This is a genomic window from Thiofractor thiocamini, from assembly GCF_055384375.1.
In genome coordinates this window covers 463,361-482,897 of the sequence record NZ_AP042389.1, presented here as the reverse complement: position 1 = coordinate 482,897, position 19,537 = coordinate 463,361, and the positions used below count along the sequence as shown (strand labels likewise).

General features: G+C 33.2%; 17 protein-coding genes, 2 tRNA genes and 1 CRISPR repeat array. Of the genes, 12 read left to right on the top strand and 7 right to left on the bottom strand.

The annotated features are described in order from the left end of the window. Genes ACZ47B_RS02425 through cas2 form a run of 4 tightly spaced genes read left to right on the top strand, consistent with a single transcriptional unit; the run spans position 1 to position 2,773 of the window. Positions 1-489 (top strand): CRISPR-associated protein Cas4, encoded by a 489-nt coding sequence (locus tag ACZ47B_RS02425; RefSeq protein WP_464895088.1) that lies wholly within the window; start codon positions 1-3, stop codon positions 487-489. 9 nt (positions 490-498) lie between these two features. Next, positions 499-1,473 (top strand): RhuM family protein, encoded by a 975-nt coding sequence (rhuM, locus tag ACZ47B_RS02420; protein ID WP_464895087.1) that lies wholly within the window; start codon positions 499-501, stop codon positions 1,471-1,473. A gap of 2 nt (positions 1,474-1,475) precedes the next feature. Next, a complete protein-coding gene (gene cas1b / locus ACZ47B_RS02415) occupies positions 1,476-2,471 on the top strand; it encodes a type I-B CRISPR-associated endonuclease Cas1b (RefSeq protein ID WP_464895086.1) in 996 nt (331 codons plus the stop codon). Beyond that, positions 2,468-2,773, top strand: coding sequence for a CRISPR-associated endonuclease Cas2 (gene cas2 / locus ACZ47B_RS02410; RefSeq protein ID WP_464895085.1), 306 nt, complete (start codon positions 2,468-2,470; stop codon positions 2,771-2,773). Before cas1b ends, cas2 begins: the two co-directional genes overlap by 4 nt. A 163-nt stretch (positions 2,774-2,936) precedes the next feature. Next, positions 2,937-9,113: a CRISPR direct-repeat array (repeat unit 30 nt; unit sequence CTTGAACCAAAACATGAGATGTATTGAAAT). A gap of 67 nt (positions 9,114-9,180) precedes the next feature. Here the strand turns inward: cas2 and ACZ47B_RS02405 are convergent. The 3 genes from ACZ47B_RS02405 to ACZ47B_RS02395 all read right to left on the bottom strand — a co-directional run bounded on the left by ACZ47B_RS02405 (position 9,181) and on the right by ACZ47B_RS02395 (position 10,479). Next, entirely contained in the window at positions 9,181-10,086 is a 906-nt protein-coding gene (locus tag ACZ47B_RS02405; protein WP_464895084.1) for a hypothetical protein, read from the bottom strand. Positions 10,087-10,312: 226 nt separating this feature from the next. After that, a tRNA-Met gene (locus tag ACZ47B_RS02400) sits at positions 10,313-10,389 on the bottom strand. Positions 10,390-10,404: 15 nt separating this feature from the next. Then, positions 10,405-10,479 (bottom strand) — tRNA-Gln (locus ACZ47B_RS02395). 135 nt (positions 10,480-10,614) lie between these two features. Between ACZ47B_RS02395 and nth the strand changes: the two genes are divergently transcribed. Then, positions 10,615-11,262 (top strand): endonuclease III, encoded by a 648-nt coding sequence (nth, locus tag ACZ47B_RS02390; protein ID WP_464895083.1) that lies wholly within the window; start codon positions 10,615-10,617, stop codon positions 11,260-11,262. 104 nt (positions 11,263-11,366) lie between these two features. Further along, positions 11,367-11,588, top strand: a complete 222-nt coding sequence (locus tag ACZ47B_RS02385; RefSeq protein ID WP_464895082.1) for a CDGSH iron-sulfur domain-containing protein — start codon at positions 11,367-11,369, stop codon at positions 11,586-11,588. A 1-nt stretch (position 11,589) separates the two neighbouring features. Here ACZ47B_RS02385 and ACZ47B_RS02380 read toward each other — a convergent pair whose 3' ends face one another. Then, on the bottom strand, positions 11,590-12,153 hold the full coding sequence (locus ACZ47B_RS02380; protein WP_464895081.1) for a thioredoxin family protein: 564 nt from the start codon (positions 12,151-12,153) through the stop codon (positions 11,590-11,592). A gap of 3 nt (positions 12,154-12,156) precedes the next feature. Beyond that, positions 12,157-13,440 (bottom strand): M20/M25/M40 family metallo-hydrolase, encoded by a 1,284-nt coding sequence (locus ACZ47B_RS02375; protein WP_464895080.1) that lies wholly within the window; start codon positions 13,438-13,440, stop codon positions 12,157-12,159. Between the two features lie 44 nt (positions 13,441-13,484). On the opposite strand from ACZ47B_RS02375, the gene ACZ47B_RS02370 reads away from it, so the two are divergent. Then, positions 13,485-13,658 (top strand): hypothetical protein, encoded by a 174-nt coding sequence (locus ACZ47B_RS02370; protein ID WP_464895079.1) that lies wholly within the window; start codon positions 13,485-13,487, stop codon positions 13,656-13,658. Next, complete coding sequence (cmoB, locus tag ACZ47B_RS02365; protein WP_464895078.1) at positions 13,655-14,557, top strand: tRNA 5-methoxyuridine(34)/uridine 5-oxyacetic acid(34) synthase CmoB; 903 nt, start codon at positions 13,655-13,657, stop codon at positions 14,555-14,557. Before ACZ47B_RS02370 ends, cmoB begins: the two co-directional genes overlap by 4 nt. On the opposite strand, the gene ACZ47B_RS02360 is transcribed toward cmoB, so the two are convergent. Continuing rightward, the gene (locus ACZ47B_RS02360) at positions 14,547-15,062 is read right to left on the bottom strand and encodes a ferritin-like domain-containing protein (protein WP_464895077.1); all 516 of its coding nucleotides are present in this window, start codon (positions 15,060-15,062) and stop codon (positions 14,547-14,549) included. The two genes, cmoB and ACZ47B_RS02360, sit on opposite strands and share 11 nt — an antisense overlap. A gap of 178 nt (positions 15,063-15,240) precedes the next feature. Here ACZ47B_RS02360 and ACZ47B_RS02355 point away from each other — a divergent pair, with 178 nt between their 5' ends. Continuing rightward, positions 15,241-15,738, top strand: a complete 498-nt coding sequence (locus ACZ47B_RS02355) for a hotdog domain-containing protein (protein ID WP_464895076.1) — start codon at positions 15,241-15,243, stop codon at positions 15,736-15,738. Positions 15,739-15,747: 9 nt separating this feature from the next. Here ACZ47B_RS02355 and ACZ47B_RS02350 read toward each other — a convergent pair whose 3' ends face one another. Then, positions 15,748-16,341, bottom strand: coding sequence for an MBL fold metallo-hydrolase (locus ACZ47B_RS02350; RefSeq protein ID WP_464895075.1), 594 nt, complete (start codon positions 16,339-16,341; stop codon positions 15,748-15,750). A 115-nt stretch (positions 16,342-16,456) separates the two neighbouring features. Between ACZ47B_RS02350 and ACZ47B_RS02345 the strand changes: the two genes are divergently transcribed. From ACZ47B_RS02345 to ACZ47B_RS02335, 3 genes are all read left to right on the top strand, one after another. After that, a complete protein-coding gene (locus tag ACZ47B_RS02345; protein ID WP_464895074.1) occupies positions 16,457-17,260 on the top strand; it encodes an NAD+ synthase in 804 nt (267 codons plus the stop codon). Between the two features lie 187 nt (positions 17,261-17,447). Then, positions 17,448-18,584: a DegT/DnrJ/EryC1/StrS family aminotransferase gene (locus ACZ47B_RS02340; RefSeq protein ID WP_464895073.1), complete on the top strand. Its 1,137-nt coding sequence runs from the start codon at positions 17,448-17,450 to the stop codon at positions 18,582-18,584. A gap of 6 nt (positions 18,585-18,590) precedes the next feature. Continuing rightward, positions 18,591-19,514 (top strand): tetraacyldisaccharide 4'-kinase, encoded by a 924-nt coding sequence (locus tag ACZ47B_RS02335; protein WP_464895072.1) that lies wholly within the window; start codon positions 18,591-18,593, stop codon positions 19,512-19,514. Positions 19,515-19,537 lie beyond the last annotated feature (23 nt).

Sequence of the window (19,537 nt, the reverse complement as noted above, 5' to 3'; positions counted from 1 at the left end):
ATGAAACTAACCGGCACCATTATAAACTACTATTTTCACTGCAAGACTCAAATGTGGCTACATGCTAACCGCATAAACCTCGAAGATAACAGCGAGGACGTGAGAATAGGAAAAGTTTTGCATGAAATTAATGGAGATAGAATTGATGAGGTTAGTTTTGAGAGTATTAAAGTAGATAAGATTACAAAAGATTATGTGATAGAGGTTAAAAAGAGTGATAGTGATATAGAAGCAAGTAAAGCTCAACTGCTTTTTTATCTCTACACTCTAAAACCAAAAGGGATTATCAAAAAAGGAAGGCTTGAGATTTTTGAAAAAAACAGGCAGGGCAAAAAGAGATTTGAAGTGGTTTTAGATGAAAAAAATGAGATAAAAATAAAAAAGATTATAGATGAGATTGAAAAAATTATTTTGCAAGAAAAGCCGCCAAAGCCAATTTTTAAAGCTAAATGTAAAAAGTGTGCTTATTATGAGTATTGTTTTATTTGAGGTGTAAAAATGAATGAAGTTATTAAATTTATAGATGGTGAGATTGAGGTTGCTACAAAGTTAGAAGATGAAACTATTTGGATTACCCAAAAGCAGATGTGCGAGCTGTTTGGAACTGTAAAATCTACAATAAGTGAGCATTTAAAAAATATTTTTCAAGGTGGAGAGCTTAATAAAGAATCAACTGTTCGGAGTTTCCGAACAGTTCGCATTGAAGGCAATAGAAAAGTAACAAGAAATATAGAATATTACAATTTAGATGCAATAATATCAGTTGGATATAGGGTAAATAGCAAAAGAGCCACAAATTTTAGACAATGGGCTACAAAAATTTTAAAAGATTATATTTTAAAAGGCTACACACTCAATCAAAAAAAATTGCAAGAAAATTTTGATGAGTTTAAGCAAGAGATAGAGCTACTAAATAAAGTTATAAAATCAAGCAATTTAAAAGAGATTGAAGCAAAAGGTTTTTTAGATATCATTACAAAATATGCTAAGAGTTGGATTTTGCTCAATCAATTCGATGAAAGTAGGATTGAAATTCCAAAAGGTAAAGAGGCAAAATTTATACTAGATTATGATGAAGCAAAAGAAGAGATTGAAAGATTAAAACAAAATTTGATAGCTAAAAAAGAAGCAACCAATCTTTTTGGAATTGAGCGGGAAAACTCATTTGAAGGAATTATAGGAAATATCTACCAAACATTTAGCAAGGCGGATCTGTTGCCTACTGTTGAAGAAAAAGCTGCAAATTTGTTTTACTACATTGTAAAAGACCATCCATTTGTAGATGGCAACAAAAGAATAGGTGCATTTTTATTTGTATTATTTTTATCTAAAAATAACTATTTATATGATTCAAATGGTGAGCTCAAAATCAACCCTAATGCCTTGATCTCTTTGGCACTGCTTATCGCCCACTCAAATCCTAAAGAGAAAGATTTGATTATAAAATTAGTAACAAATCTCATAAGTGAGTAGATATGAAAACAAGATATATCTTCTCAATGGGTGAATTAAAAAGAAAAGATAACTCCATCGCTTTTAAAAATGAAAAAGGTAACTTTTATCTGCCTATTGAAGAAGTTCGAGAGCTTTACTGTCTAAATGAAGTAAGTTTTAATACAAAATTTCTTGATTTTATATCAAAAGCTGGCATTGTGTTACATATATTTAACTATCACGGCAACTATAGTGGCAGTTTTTATCCAAAAGGGAAGTACATAAGTGGAGATTTAACAGTTAAGCAAAGCTTGGTTTATATAGAAAAAAGACTTATCATAGCTAAAGCGATAGTCCAGGGCATAGCGGACAATACCCACGAAACTCTATATCATTACTATCGCCATGATAAAAAGGAACTGAAGCCATTGCTCGACTGGCTAAAAAAAGATGTGGCAAACTTACTAAATATCGCAGACAATATACATCAAGTTCTCTTTATAGAAGGACAAATTTGGAGTAGATTTTATGATAGTTTCAAGTATTTTTTACCGGAAGATTTTTTGATAAATAAAAGAGTAAAAAGACCGCCGGATAACCCTATGAATGCACTTATCTCTTTTGGTAATACACTTCTTTATACAAAAACCATATCTGCTATCTACTATACTCACCTAAATCAAAGCATAAGTTTTTTACACTCTCCAAGAGAAGGAAGATTTAGCTTGAGCCTTGATATAAGTGAAACTTTTAAACCGATAATTGTTTATAAAAGTATATTTGAACTAGTTGGCAGAAGAAAACTGCAAGTTACAAAACATTTTGATAAAAAACTAAACTATGCTCTTTTAAACGAAGAAGGTAAGAAAATTTTCATAGAAGCCTTTGAAAGCAGGATAAACGAAAAGTTTTATCATCCAAAACTAAAGAGAAAAACAACTTATAGAAGTGCTATAAAATATGACGGCTACAAACTTATAAAATTTATCTTGGAAGATAAAGAGTTTAAACCGTTTTCTCTAAAGGATAAGCATTGAAAAGAAACTTTAACTACAACTATGCTATCGTGATGTATGATATAGCTGACAAAGAAAGCGATGCTGGAAAAAATAGAGTTTCAAAAGTTTTTAAAATCTGTAAAAAATACTTTTCACACCATCAAAAATCAGTTTTCAAAGGCGAAACCACTCCGGCTAAACTAATAAAATTTAAAAATGAAATCCAAAAAATTATAGATAAGAAATTGGACTTTGTCACCATCATAAAGTTACAAAGTCAAGCAGTTTTCGAGGAAGATACCATAGGAAACAGCGACAATAAAGAATCAATATTTTTATAATTTTTCCAATCTAAAACGTAAAAAATAGTTGTAAAAACGCTATAATAACAGCACTACAAAGTTATTTAACAATTTATTGTCAAAATCAAAGAAAAGAATGGAAAAAACAAACAAATTCCCTAAATGTTTATGCTATAATCACACAAAGGTCCAAGTGACCTTTCTTGAACCAAAACATGAGATGTATTGAAATTCATTAAAACCTTTTTCACTTGTAGCTCCTTTAACTTGAACCAAAACATGAGATGTATTGAAATGGAATTTCGTGCCATATGACTTTCATTTCAGGCAACTTGAACCAAAACATGAGATGTATTGAAATTTTTTTAGCAACCTCCACAAAAAGATAAACAGAGAACTTGAACCAAAACATGAGATGTATTGAAATTCTACATTAACTGCATCAGGTATTTTAGGACTTACTTGAACCAAAACATGAGATGTATTGAAATTGACTATATTGCTGCTTGTGCTTCAAATGATTATGGCTTGAACCAAAACATGAGATGTATTGAAATACCTCTCTTGTAGTTGCTTCCTCTGCAAACTTGTTTCTTGAACCAAAACATGAGATGTATTGAAATATACTTCACAAGAATATAGTATGCCTTCACACGATACTTGAACCAAAACATGAGATGTATTGAAATTTGATAGCTTATTGGCAAAAGGGTATAAATACAAAACTTGAACCAAAACATGAGATGTATTGAAATTAATATCCGTCGATTATATCTGAATTTTGTATCTTACTTGAACCAAAACATGAGATGTATTGAAATTTAGTTGAAGGGTCTAAATGCTGACCAGAAGGGCAACTTGAACCAAAACATGAGATGTATTGAAATACATAAGTATCAGGCTTGTCCCCCTCAACTAAATTTCTTGAACCAAAACATGAGATGTATTGAAATAATAACGGGATTGATAAGCTCAAGGGCGATTTGGTACTTGAACCAAAACATGAGATGTATTGAAATTAATTAACCCTTTGTAAATAAAGGGGGAAATCCCCCCTTGAACCAAAACATGAGATGTATTGAAATCTGATGCTTGCTATTTTAGCCCTTAATGCTTCATTCACCTTGAACCAAAACATGAGATGTATTGAAATGGCTTATAATCCATATCTATAACACCCTCGCCATTACCTTGAACCAAAACATGAGATGTATTGAAATAATGAAGCTTGTAAAGGATAACCCTTTTCATCTGTCTTGAACCAAAACATGAGATGTATTGAAATACAAAAAATCTATCCTCATCTGTTGTAATAAGTTCATTCTTGAACCAAAACATGAGATGTATTGAAATAAATATATTTTTGATTGGTAATTTGTTCAAATTCAAACTTGAACCAAAACATGAGATGTATTGAAATATAAATGTTCTTGAATTACCTATCGAAAAAGTATCTCTTGAACCAAAACATGAGATGTATTGAAATAAAACCGATAGCATATTACCCTATTTATAGAGATTTAACTTGAACCAAAACATGAGATGTATTGAAATAGCGAATAAAAAGTAAAGCTCGATGATGCACTTGTACCTTGAACCAAAACATGAGATGTATTGAAATCCTACTTTGGCAGAGCTTGGAAATGCTGTTGCTTGCTTGAACCAAAACATGAGATGTATTGAAATTCAAAAGATATTTAACACCTATTTCCCTCACTTCAACCTTGAACCAAAACATGAGATGTATTGAAATTCAAAAGGCTTTTATCGTTAGCTCTAAACTCTTTTTTCTTGAACCAAAACATGAGATGTATTGAAATTGGGGCAAAGTAAAACAAAAGTTTAGGAGGTCAGCTTGAACCAAAACATGAGATGTATTGAAATATACAAGCCTCTATAAATTTAGGCAAATTTTTATCCTCTTGAACCAAAACATGAGATGTATTGAAATTTATAAACCCCCTTTAAATTTATTTGTCTTTTTTTTCTTGAACCAAAACATGAGATGTATTGAAATAAAGCTTTTGGTTATTATCAATCAGATAATAATGTTCTTGAACCAAAACATGAGATGTATTGAAATTCGACTTTACCTATGAAAAAAGTTGTCATAATATACTTGAACCAAAACATGAGATGTATTGAAATGAATTTAAACCACCTAATATAAAAATATGTTTTTTACTTGAACCAAAACATGAGATGTATTGAAATTTATTTTTTATTATCTTTTATTGGTCGTTTAGCTTTCTTGAACCAAAACATGAGATGTATTGAAATAGTCCTGAAAAACAACCCCAGTAATAATGAAATGCAACTTGAACCAAAACATGAGATGTATTGAAATGTGGTGTTACTCCTGAATGGTCTGCTACTGTTTTCTTGAACCAAAACATGAGATGTATTGAAATTTTACAAATTGAAAGCTTTGTTTCTCTTCAGTAACACTTGAACCAAAACATGAGATGTATTGAAATATTAAAACCAATTATAAAAAAATTGGGTCTTGATCCTCTTGAACCAAAACATGAGATGTATTGAAATAAATCAGCATAGTAGGATTTCATTAGTTGGTTTTTCTTGAACCAAAACATGAGATGTATTGAAATTAATCAATTCCGAGTAAGACTTAAAGCACCAAATAACTTGAACCAAAACATGAGATGTATTGAAATAAATATGGTGAAAGAGTTGTTTATATGAAAACTTACTTGAACCAAAACATGAGATGTATTGAAATATGAGATAGAAAACAAAGATTAATGGTGCATAAGTCTTGAACCAAAACATGAGATGTATTGAAATAAAGTATCAACACCTTTAAAATCTTTGAGTTTATCTTGAACCAAAACATGAGATGTATTGAAATATGAAATTGAAAATGATATTGAAAATATCAATTTACCTTGAACCAAAACATGAGATGTATTGAAATTTTAAAGTGTCAGATAAAAGCACAAAAAACTTATGCCTTGAACCAAAACATGAGATGTATTGAAATCTATCGTTGCGGGAGTTAAGCTGTAGTTTAAAGATCTTGAACCAAAACATGAGATGTATTGAAATGCAAAATATCTACATGGGAATAGAAAAAGATAAGTACTTGAACCAAAACATGAGATGTATTGAAATGCGTTATGGGTGATGGTTGGGCTTTTACCCCTAAACCTTGAACCAAAACATGAGATGTATTGAAATCCAGCATCATTAGCATCTCGTCCTATTAGAGTTGTTTCTTGAACCAAAACATGAGATGTATTGAAATAATGTAAACAATCTTATAGGGCAGTATGTAAGACACTTGAACCAAAACATGAGATGTATTGAAATAAAGGTTATCTCTTTGTCTTGAACATGCTCGATGACCTTGAACCAAAACATGAGATGTATTGAAATTAAAATTTAGAACCAACTTGATAATAAGTAGAACCCTTGAACCAAAACATGAGATGTATTGAAATAGAAATTTTGCTAATTCTTTATTATTCATCATAAAACTTGAACCAAAACATGAGATGTATTGAAATTCTGCTCTCCAAAGGCAAATACATCAAACTTTGCGGGGACTCTTGAACCAAAACATGAGATGTATTGAAATAGTTTTAGACAAAGATCCTTTTGAAAAAACTGATAACTTGAACCAAAACATGAGATGTATTGAAATAAAGCTTTGTACTGTTCGTTTTCCCACTTCCAGGCGCTTGAACCAAAACATGAGATGTATTGAAATGGTCGATAGAGAGATAGTTAAGATCGTTCCTGGTCTTGAACCAAAACATGAGATGTATTGAAATAAAGGAAGTTTCCATTTCCACAATCTAAAATTGACTTGAACCAAAACATGAGATGTATTGAAATAGAACATTTATTGAATAAGTACCTATAAGATGTCTAACTTGAACCAAAACATGAGATGTATTGAAATCCGGTGGGGTATATGGGTTAGTAGTTGTAGGGCAGCTTGAACCAAAACATGAGATGTATTGAAATCTCTGTAAAGGTTTGTAGCTTCCGTTGTCTGCTCTCTTGAACCAAAACATGAGATGTATTGAAATTCAACAGATTGTAACGAAAAAAGCAAAAAGAGAGGCTTGAACCAAAACATGAGATGTATTGAAATAAACCTTGGCAGCTTCCAAACAGACGAGTCAACTGACTTGAACCAAAACATGAGATGTATTGAAATAGTAAAAAAGGTAAAAATTATGGAAAAAGAAATAAACTTGAACCAAAACATGAGATGTATTGAAATAAATCTTCGTCTTTGGAGTGTCTTACAGGAAGAACTCTTGAACCAAAACATGAGATGTATTGAAATATGGGTCACAGAGGCTAAATGTTTATCCCCGTTAATTCCTTGAACCAAAACATGAGATGTATTGAAATATTGCTATCTACTTCTTTAGATACTTGTCTATGTCTCTTGAACCAAAACATGAGATGTATTGAAATCCATAATATTGATTAGGTTTAACATTAGCACTCCTATCTTGAACCAAAACATGAGATGTATTGAAATTTGAAAAAAGTCAATACAACAAGAGAGAGTGCAAGCAACTTGAACCAAAACATGAGATGTATTGAAATTCAAATATGGCAATTTACCTGCAACGATAGTCGTCGGCTTGAACCAAAACATGAGATGTATTGAAATGTGTGTGTTATAGCCATATACGCAGGTCTGATAGGCTTGAACCAAAACATGAGATGTATTGAAATAGACTTTTATGAAGAAGATGTAAAACTTTACAGACACTTGAACCAAAACATGAGATGTATTGAAATGCGTCTCGAGTGAGACACTCCATCTCGGTATTCGCTTGAACCAAAACATGAGATGTATTGAAATTCTGACAACCCGCCTCTTTGCCCCGCAAGTGAATAGGCTTGAACCAAAACATGAGATGTATTGAAATAAGTCTATACTATCCCATTTGAGATTGATAAGATTTCTTGAACCAAAACATGAGATGTATTGAAATAGCCTCTTTCAAAAGAGCATGGTACATTCTGTTAAAATTCTTGAACCAAAACATGAGATGTATTGAAATAAGTTTTGTAGAGATGAGGGCATAAGCAGAGGGGTCAACTTGAACCAAAACATGAGATGTATTGAAATAGCCATCTCGCCATTGTTCACAATAATAACAAATAACTTGAACCAAAACATGAGATGTATTGAAATAGTTCTGCATCTACATCCTCATCACTTGTGATATTCTTGAACCAAAACATGAGATGTATTGAAATAGAGTTGTGAACTCTTTTTTAAGCTCTGTTCGTGTGCTTGAACCAAAACATGAGATGTATTGAAATTTATTTCCTGAAGAAGAGTTTGTAGGGGGGGTGTGTTCTTGAACCAAAACATGAGATGTATTGAAATTATCCACTATTTGCTGCACTGGATGAAACCTCGTATGCTTGAACCAAAACATGAGATGTATTGAAATACAAGTTGTATGCTGTTAATCAAGCTCCAAAGTTGACTTGAACCAAAACATGAGATGTATTGAAATTAGGTATATGTATGTCCGTTGTAAGTAAAAGTATCACTTGAACCAAAACATGAGATGTATTGAAATAAGAAAATCAAGCCGGTAAACAGTCCTGCAAAAGTCTTGAACCAAAACATGAGATGTATTGAAATTTTCGATTGTTGTATCTGCTGTAGGCTTTAAACAATCTTGAACCAAAACATGAGATGTATTGAAATCTTGTTAAAGAGGGGTTAAATAAAATCCTACCGTTTCTTGAACCAAAACATGAGATGTATTGAAATATAGTTTTAAAAGTATCTAAAACAAGACTATTCTTATCTTGAACCAAAACATGAGATGTATTGAAATATTAATGTATTGGTTTAGTAAAAAAGAAAAAATCTACAAACTTGAACCAAAACATGAGATGTATTGAAATTTATGTAAAAGTAATATTTTTATTTTTAACTTTTCTTCTTGAACCAAAACATGAGATGTATTGAAATAAACTTTGTAGCAAGTAAAGAATAAGCCTGTTGTAACTTGAACCAAAACATGAGATGTATTGAAATAAGAGATAGGAATAATAGAGGTGGAAAGGAGCAAAAAACTTGAACCAAAACATGAGATGTATTGAAATTCAATTCCGAGTAAGACTTAAAGCACCAAAAAGACTTGAACCAAAACATGAGATGTATTGAAATAAGGATTTCCCGGACAATTCGCATAATTGCATATTTGTCTTGAACCAAAACATGAGATGTATTGAAATTTATAATGATCTATAGACATTGTTATAATAGCTAGTCTTGAACCAAAACATGAGATGTATTGAAATAGTATTAGCAAATGAAAGCATTTACAAAGTTAATCTTGAACCAAAACATGAGATGTATTGAAATTATTCCATATTCTATCGTTAATATCAAGCTCAACCATTGAATAAAAACATGAGATATTAAGAATACCTCATATGTATATTATGTCTACTTTCACATCTCTTTTCCTTAACGCATTGACAAACTTATCTGGCGGAAAAAAGTTTTCGCCGTATCCAAAAGCGTATGTTTTTTCATCTTTGGTTATTATAGTGTAATGCACTTCTTTTTCAGAGTTTAAATCTTTAGGATATATGATTTGTATTTGTCGAACATTTTCCAAGGAGCATTCAAAGCTTGTTTCTCTTGAACTTTGTGGTGTTTTATAGTATATGTATTTATCATCTACTAATATATTCCAGTTTTCATCATCTTTTATCATTTGAACTCCTCTGTAGCCTTCCCATATAAAACCGACTAAAAATAAAACCGCAATTGTTTTCACGGTAAAATACATGATATCTCCTTTTATGGGACTAAGGGGAGGAGAAGGGTATAATACAAGAAGCAGCCCTATCACTCCAAAAACAGATGCACCGATCAAACTATAATAACCAAACCACTTGGCAGTAGCCTTATAATAAAACGGTTTTACTTTACTACCCTTGTCATGTAAGGGTTTATTGGGCTTGTCATTGAGTATTTTATAAGAATATTTTTTCCAAAACATGCCGAAAAGCCATCCTGCTACCCCACTCAAAAGAGAATAAAACATAAAAGATGCAGAGATAATAATCCCGATAGTTATATATCTCATATCATGTATGATATACATATATATAGTATCTCCTACAAGCATGCCCACAAGCAGCAGCAACATTTTTACAAAACCATATCTATATGCTATGATGAAAGATATCATGGGAAGGAAAAATATCATTACAAACGTGCCTATTGGAGCATCCCAAGGCTCTGTAAAGTCAGTAAATATCTTAGTTGCCGTCCACTCCGCCAAGCCTAAAAAAATACCTGTCGTAAACGCTACAGTACTATTCAATCGCTACTCTTTACATTTTGGGGATATTGATACTCTTCAAAAAAGAGATGACGTGCCATAGGTATATATTTTGCTAAATTTATCACAAAGAAATAAACAATAAAAAATATACAGAAGATTAATAATAATTTCATCACAAAACCTTATAATCCAAAAATTATATTTATAATAAAATTATATATTTTGAATGTTTAGTGTTTGTGTATCAAGTATATGGGATGATATTTGGTTGCGGGAGGAGGATTTGAACCTCCGACCTTCGGGTTATGAGCCCGACGAGCTACCAAACTGCTCTATCCCGCGATATGTGTAGCAACATGGATGGGGTAGAGGGATTCGAACCCCCGAGTGACTGGACCAAAACCAGTTGCCTTACCGCTTGGCGATACCCCATCAATGTAATTGAGGTGAAATTATAGTCAGATTTTCCTTAATTGTCAAGCGGATTTTACCTGAATGTTATTTATCGCATTTTTTATATTTTTTTGAGTATAATTATATATCGGTTTAAATGTTTAAGGAGTATTTTTGAAAAAAGCCACAAAAGAAGAAATCGTATTTATAAAAGAACAATTTATCAAGCACTATAAAGATGCAAAGACCGAGCTTAAGTACACTTCTCTTTATGAGTTGCTAGTATCTGTTATGCTTTCGGCCCAATGTACGGATAAAAGAGTCAACATCATAACCCCTGAACTTTTTAAAAAATATCCTTCCACAAAAGAGCTCTCAAAAGCGGATCTGGATGATGTAAAAGAGTTGATAAAAAGTTGCTCATTTTTTAACAATAAAGCCAAAAATCTTATAAAAATGGCTAAACAGGTCGAAGATGAATTTGAAGGCGAAATCCCTCTAGATGAAAAAGAGCTTGTCAAACTTGCCGGAGTCGGTCAAAAGACTGCTCATGTCGTGCTGATAGAATTTACCAATGCAAATTTGATGGCAGTTGATACGCATGTATTTAGAGTTTCTCACAGACTTGGCCTTAGTTATGCAAAAACCGTCAAAAAAACCGAGGAAGACTTAGTAAGGGTACTAAAAGATGACTTGCACATATTTCACCAGGCGATGGTTTTGTTCGGCAGATATATCTGCACCGCTAAAAATCCAAAATGTGATACCGAATGTTTTTTAACTCAAGTATGCAAAAGTAAAAAAAGTTTCAAGCCAAGGTAAAATCCAAAACATAAAAGTTTGTTTTTAAAAATTATATTATTTTTTTAACAACATACAATATTGCTCTATGATACAATCATTTAAATCTATAAAAAGGATATGATATGAATGGACCGGTAAAAATGGATCTAAGAGCAGATGAGGAGTACTACTTTTGCACTTGCGGCAAGAGCGCCGATAAAGTTTTGTGTGACGGCACACACAAGGGAAGCGGTTTTAAACCGGAAAAATTCAAAGTACACAAAGACGGCACTTTCCATCTTTGTTCATGTAAAAAAAGCTCAGAATCACCTTTTTGCGACGGCTCTCACAGTAGGAGAGTATAATTTACCCTACTACAGTATCAAGCCATTTTATCGAGCATCCCATCGAAGGATACTGAGGTGAGGGAGGTTCTTTGCCTGTAAAAAGTGACATGAGTGCATCTTTCAAATCCTCTTTTTCCACTTTCTCCTCATCTTGCCAACTATCATCGATACGCCCGTGATAATAAAGCTTGCCGTCTTTGTCAAAAAGATAGATATCAGGAGTACAGGCAGCATCAAGAAGTTTTGAAAATTCCTGCGTCTCATCCACAAGATAAGGAAAATCCAACCCCTCATCCTCGATCTTCTCTTTCATCTTTGAAGGTGAATCTTCAGGATAATTAGGATGTATGTTTGGATTTACCGCTATGGCGTTTACTTCAAGTTTTTTGGCAAAATGAATGATCTCTTTGACTCTTTCCCATACAGCTTGGGCATAGGGACAGTGATTGCAGGTGATAAATACCAACAAACCGTTTTTACCGGTCTGCTTTCTTATACTATACTCTTTGCCGTAAGGATCTTTCAAAGCAAAATCAGGAAGTTCGCTTCCTAATGGTATATTGTTTGACTCCAGTAGTGACATATCCTATCCTTCTTTTCTTTCTATTAGTTTTTCTACTATCTTTTCAATTTTAAAAACCGAGTCAATTTCACACTTTTCGTAAATCGAGTGTGGATTGTATATGGTGGGTCCTATCGAGGCTATCATTTTATCATCGGTAAATTTTTCCAACAAAACTCCGCATTCAAGACCCGCGTGTATAGCGGCATATGAAACATTTTCAAACTCTTCTTTGCATGCCTCATAAACATCTTTGCTAAAATCATTGATTTGCGGTTTCCAGCCGCCGTATTGGTTTGAAAATTTTGTTTCATAACCTAAGTTGGCAAAATATGATGATATTTCACTTTTTAATCTTTCAAGCAAAACATTGTCATTCGCTCTTGGAAATATATTTAAAACAATAGTATCATTTATAGTTTGAATTTTTGATAAATTGATACTTTTAGTAGGTATTTGCAACTCTTTGTCATACCCTCTTACACCGTTTGCAAAACCACATATCATGTCTATGATCTCTTTTGAATCGCTAAAACATCCCTCACATTCAAGATCAGTTTTTTCAATGATTATATTGTTTTCATCCGGAGGTATGCTCCCTTTTTGAAGTGCTATAAAAACTTCAGCACTTTTTGGTATGGAATTTCTTGCTTCCCCACCATTTATAGCTATAATCTTGGGATAAAACTTTTTAAGATAAAAACCCAACTCCTTTATGGCATTTGGTATATGTTTATCTATGTCAACTCCTGAGTGACCTCCCGGCAAACCGGCAACAGATATCTTGTAGATACCGTGATGCTCAAATGGTTCTTTTACATATATTTTTTTCGCATCCACATCCACTCCGCCGGCACAACCTATAAAAACTTTTCCCGCTTCTTCGGTATCAAGGTTCAATATCTTCATGGCTTTTACATTAAGCTGCAAGTTTCTAGCTCCCACCATGCCCACTTCTTCGTCACTTGTAAACAAAAGTTCGATATCGTCAAATTTTTGAGCGGCTTGCAGCATCAAAGCTACTCCCACACCATTGTCCGCACCAAGCGAAGAGTCTTTGGCTTTTAAAAACCCGTCTTCTTCGTAGATATCAATATCTGGAGCTTTTCCGACACATACCATATCATAATGTGCTTGCAGGCAGATACTTGGATATCCTTTTCTTGCAAGTATGTTACCTGCGGTATCGATCTCCACAAAACAGCCTTCTTTAAGACAAAACTCTTCTATATAGTCTCTTAATTTTTCACTTCTATGTGAACAGTGCGGTATAGTACAAATCTTTTTAAAAATATCTAAAACATCCATGAAAGCAACCTAATTTTAATTTTTGATATGTTATCATTATTTTTATGAAATATTTGTTAATGGTTGCCATACTTTTTTTACTAAGCGGGTGTCTGTATGTCAATGACAGAGGGATATCCAACAGATACTATAACGATTGCCATGAATATTATGATGCCATGGGAATATATCATAAAAAATGCGATAAAAACTTGATAGAGTTTGACAATAAAAAATGACGCCACTACAAATAATAAGGCAAGAGAGAAAAAAATCTCTTAAGTTTAAAAATATAGCCCCTTTAAGAGAAGAACTTTCAACCTTACCAGATATCGATCAATGTAAAGTTATACTTAATGATATAGTAAGTATCGATTCAAACTTTGTAACACAAGATCAAAAAGAGAAGATAGACAGATATGCCAAAAAATTAAAACCTTGGAGAAAAGGACCTTTCAAGGTATTTGATACTTTTATAGACTCCGAATGGCAAAGCCAGATCAAATACAATCTTTTAGAGCCTCATTTCAACCTGAAGGACAAAACAGTTGCAGATATCGGCTGTAACAATGGTTACTATATGTTTAGGATGTTAAAACACCATCCAAAAAAGATTGTAGGATTTGATCCATCTGCTCTTTTTAAAACACAGTTTGACTTTATAAACAGATATGTAAAAAGTGACATAATTTACGAACTTCTTGGTGTTGAACATTTGGGCATCTACGATATGAAGTTTGATGTTATCTTTTGTCTTGGAGTGCTTTATCACAGAAGTGACCCTGTATCGACATTGAAGTCGTTAAAAAAAGGCTTAAACAAAAACGGTGAATTGATACTCGATACATTCATGATAGACGGAGAGAGCGAAATCGCACTCACTCCAAAAGATAGATACTCCAAAATCCCAAATATCTACTTCATACCAACCATACCTGCACTTAAAAACTGGCTCTTTAGAGCAGGATTTAGTGATATACAAATCTTACATATCAAAAAAACCGATACCCTGGAACAGAGAAAAACCGACTGGATAGACTCTCAAAGTTTGGAGAATTTTCTTGATGAAAAAGATTCCGACTTAACAATCGAAGGCTATCCCGCTCCAAAAAGAGTTTATGTAAAAGCTATCTTATAGATGCCTTTATCTCGTCGATAAATTCAAAAATATCATCATGAAGTGCTTGAAGATCTTCTTCATGCTCAACTTCATCTGCAAGTATCTCGCTGACCATATCATAAGTCACTATATCTTTTCCTTTTACGGTTTCAGCAAGTTTTGAGTAAGTTTTTATAGCGCACTGCTCTCCTTTGATGGAATCTTTTAGTATAGCTACCACATCGAAGCTGCTTGGCTCTTCATAACCACAATTTGTATGTATAAACCACTCTTTTGGATTTAAAAGTGGAGTACCGCCAAGTTGAGCTATCCTGTCCGCTACCATATTGGCATGTCTTAACTCATCTGTTGCATGCTGATCAAGTTCTGCTATAGCGGCATCTTTCATGATACCTTTTATAACTTTTGCCTCTATAAAATACTGATAATACGCCAGCCACTCATCTGCATAAGCTTTATTTAACAAATCAATGATCTCCTTTACTTCTATACCCTTGATGATAGAATTTCCAACTCTTGCCATCTTAAACTCCTTTTATTATTAAAAGAAAAAATATCTCTTTTGATAATTTTACAAAAATAATTCTTAAATAACAATTATTTACCTTATATAAAAGGGTATCTATAAAATCGATCTATAAAAATATTGTCATCTTGTCCGATGTAGAGATATGCATCTACATATAGTATAGGAGATAAAAGTGGATAAAAATGAAGAATCCAATCAATTAGAAGATTACATATCAGATGACGATGATGAAGCCATAAACTTAAAAACACATACAAAGATCAAAAAGTATTTAAGCGGAGACATTGTTAAACTAAAAGAGAATTATGCTGAAGTCAAACTAAGATGTACAAAAGAAATGGCAGTAGATGAGATGGGTCTAGTACACGGAGGATTTACTTTCAGTGCGGCTGATTTTGCCGCGATGGCGGCAGTGAACGATCCTTATGTTGTACTCATAGGTGCGGTAAGTAAGTTTTTGGCACCGGTAAAAGTTGGGGATGTAGTCACTTTTGAAGCACATGCAAAATTTGAAGATGCCAGAAAAAGAGAAGTAGATGTTTTCGGAAGCATCAACGACATAAAAGTTTTTGAAGGAAAATTCGATGCTGTCATCCTTCCTGAACATGTATTAAAATTAAAGCTCAAGAAAGTAAGGAAAAATAAAAACAGGAAAAATAAAAACGGCTAAAGAGTATCTCTAAAGATAGTTGAGCCAATATGGTACATTTTTTTGTTCACTTTTTATAGTTGTAGGATTTCCATGCCCCGTGTATACTTTTTTATCATAACTTATCTGTAAAAATTTTTCAAGACTTTTTTTCATCTGCTCCGGGCTTGAGTATGGGAAATCCACTCTACCGATAGAGCCTTCAAATATAAAATCTCCGCTAAACCAATACTCTCCTATCTCTATAACCGAGCATCCGGGAGTATGCCCGGGAAAAAATATATACTTTACTTTTATCCCCCCTATATCCAAATCCTCATCACCATCTACCAAAATATTAGGCATACAAACAGGCTGAGACTGATTAAAAATATCTTTTTCAAGCATGAAAGCATCATTTTTTGGTATATATACAGGGATGTCTAGTTCATTTTTAAGTTCACAATCACTCCATATATGATCGAAATGACCATGAGTGTTAAGTATGGCTACCGGATTGGTTACATTTTCCTTAACCCATTTTGTCGCTCCCATGCCAGGGTCTATGATGATATCCTTCTCTTTATCCTTTACAATGTAACAGTTGGTTTGATATACTCCAAAAGCTTTCGATAAAACTCTCATGTTTAAACTCCATTTACTTTTAACATATATAATTCTTAAGAAGAAGTATTATATCTAAAAGTTCTCATTAAGTAAAATTTTAGTAAAATGAGATGATATCAAAACAAGGCTACGGATGCAAAAAAGATTTGAGTTGTTGGAAAGTTTTTTGATAAATTTTTTAAAAGATGAAGTTTTAAAAACTTCTTTAAAAAATGCCGTTGTGGGCTTAAGCGGAGGAATCGACTCGGCGGTAGTAGCGGTTTTGGCAAAAAAAGCTTTTGACAAAAATCTTCTTTGCGTGATGATGCCCTCACAGTTTTCTTCCAAAGAGAGCATCGATGATGCCAAAGAGCTTTGTGAAAAGTTTGATATAAGATATGAGATCAAATCCATAGAACCTATGCTTAAAGCTTATATAGATAAGGATATGAGCAACCTAAGAGTCGGCAACCTAAGTGCAAGACTTAGAATGTGCATACTTTATGATATAAGTGCCAGAGAAAATGCTCTTGTTATCGGAACAAGTAACAAAAGTGAACTTTTGCTTGGATACGGTACACTCTTTGGGGATTTGGCAAGTGCCATCAATCCTATAGGTGATATTTACAAAAGTGATATATTTGAATTTGCAAGGTATCTTGGTGTGCCAAACAGTATCATCAAAAAGCCGCCCTCAGCTGATCTGTGGGCAAATCAAAAAGATGAGGATGATTTGGGCTACAGTTATGCTCAGATAGACAAAGTTTTAAGAAAGTATGTAGATGAAAGGCTTAGCAAAAACGAACTACTTGAGCTTGGATTTGATGAAGATTTATGTGATTTGGTGATAAAGAAGATTTATCAAAATCAATTTAAGAGAAAACCTCCTGTGATAGCGAAAGTCAGTGCAAGAAGTATAGGGCATGACTTTTTATATCCAAGAGATGTAAAACTATAATCTGATGTTACGCAAAATTTGTTCACGGTGCTAATTTCCCTTTCAGGGCACTACAAATTAGCTAAAAATCACAAACGCAAGCGCCCTTTCAGGGTTGAGTGTGATTTTTTTAACGCTAATTTTCCGTTTAAATTAGCAATGCTCACAAATATTGCATAACATCAGTAAATAAAATAAAGGATTAAATATGCAAAATATTCCATTTTTTAAACCCTCTATCGACGATAGTGAGTTAAAACAGATAAAAGATGTACTAAATCAGGTTGAAATCAATAAAACAAAAACGTTAGAAGATGATTTTACCAATTATGTAGATAGTTCGTTTACCGTATCCACTTCAAGTGGAACCGCTGCCATGCATCTTTCGATGATGAGTATAGAGCTTAAAAGAGGAGACAAGATAGTATGCTCTGTCAATGCTTTTCCGGCGGTTGCGGAAGTTATCAGACATTTTGACGCAGAGCCTATATTTGTCGATATAGATAAAGATGACTTCAATATAGACCCTATAAAGCTTGATGCGGTTTTAACCAAATCAAAACATAAAAAACTAAAAGCTGTTTTCGTTACACATATCGCAGGTCAACCGGCACCTATGGATGAGATATATGAAGTTGCTTTAAAGCACGGAGTTATGGTTATAGAAGATGCTTCCAATGCAATGGGGGCTACTTACAACGGTCAAATGATAGGATCACTGCCTAAAACAACTCTTACGACTTTTAGCTTCAGTCCACACAGTGTCAACAATGTCATAAATGCAGGATTGATAACAACAAATGATGAAGAACTCGATAAGAGAGCAAGACTTTTGAGAAATCATGCGATAGTCAGTGAAGGATGGGAAAAATACGGAGACCTTGACTATGTATACGATGTTGTGGATATCGGCGTCAAGTATGACTTGTCTCAGCTTGATGCGGCTTTTTGTGTAGCTCAACTAAAAAAGAATGGCTCTTTTATCAAAAGAAGAAAAGAGATAGCTGCCATCTATGACAAAGAACTAAGTGATACTCCTCACATTTCACTACCTGTAAAAAAAAGGGATCACATATATACAAGATATATCATAAAAGTCGATAAAAACAGAGATTCGTTTGCAAGAGAGTTGGCACTCAAAGGTATAAGAACAGGTCTGAATTATATACCTATCCATCTTTTGAGTTACTACAAAAGCAAATACAGCTTAAGAGTAAATGATTTTCCGACCGCTCTTACAAATTATCAGCAGATACTCTCACTTCCAATATATCCGGGATTAAGCAATGATGAAGTAATGTACATCTGCGAATCGGTTAAAAACATAGCTAAAACAAGAGTTTAAAAGCGTATGCGAAAGCTTTTTTTTTGGGTAGAAGAGTATCTTTTCTACCCAAAAAAAACTTCCCAAAAAATTCTCTCTTATTTGCTTTTACCAATCAGTGGCATATACTGCATCATTGTTTTATCAAAAAGAGCTTTTTCAAAACCAAAAGATTTCGGCTTGCCGGTTGTAAGCATAGGAAACTTGACTATAGGAGGGAATGGAAAAACCCCTTTCACTCTTTCACTTTTAAAAAACAGAAAAAACAGTGCAGTAGTTTTAAGAGGATACAAAAGAAAAAGCAAAAATTTACTCGAAGTCACATCAGATACGCCGGTCAGTGAATGTGGCGATGAGGCTTTGCTTTATGCTAGCAATCTCCAAGGTATTTTGGTATTGGTTTCAAAAGATAGAGCAGAAGCCATTAAGTATGCTAAAAAAAAGGGGGTTGAAAGCATATTTCTCGATGATGCATTTCATAGACATGATATAAAAAAGCTTGATATACTTTTAAAACCCTCATATGAGCCTTTCAATGACTTTTGCATCCCAAGCGGAGGATACAGAGAACCAAAAAGTTTATACAAAAAAGCCGATATAGTCGCAATTGAAGAAAAAGATTTTAAAAGAGAAGTCATCATCAAAAATCCTACGGATAAAATGGTACTGGTCACTGCCATTGCAAAGCCTGAAAGATTAGATAAATATCTCCCAAAAGACGGAACTTTGATAGCAAAAGAGTATTTTGAGGATCATCACTTCTATACAAAAAAAGAACTTGAAAAGATCCTTTTAAAATACAAAGCTACATCTTTACTTGTAACCACAAAGGATGAGGTAAAGACAAAAAGCTTCGACATACCGCTTTCGATCATGGAGCTTGAAGTAAAGATCGATCAAAAGATAATCGACAAGGTAAATGATTTTATAGATAATTATGGCAATATTTGATAAAATAAGCAACTTTTTAAAAA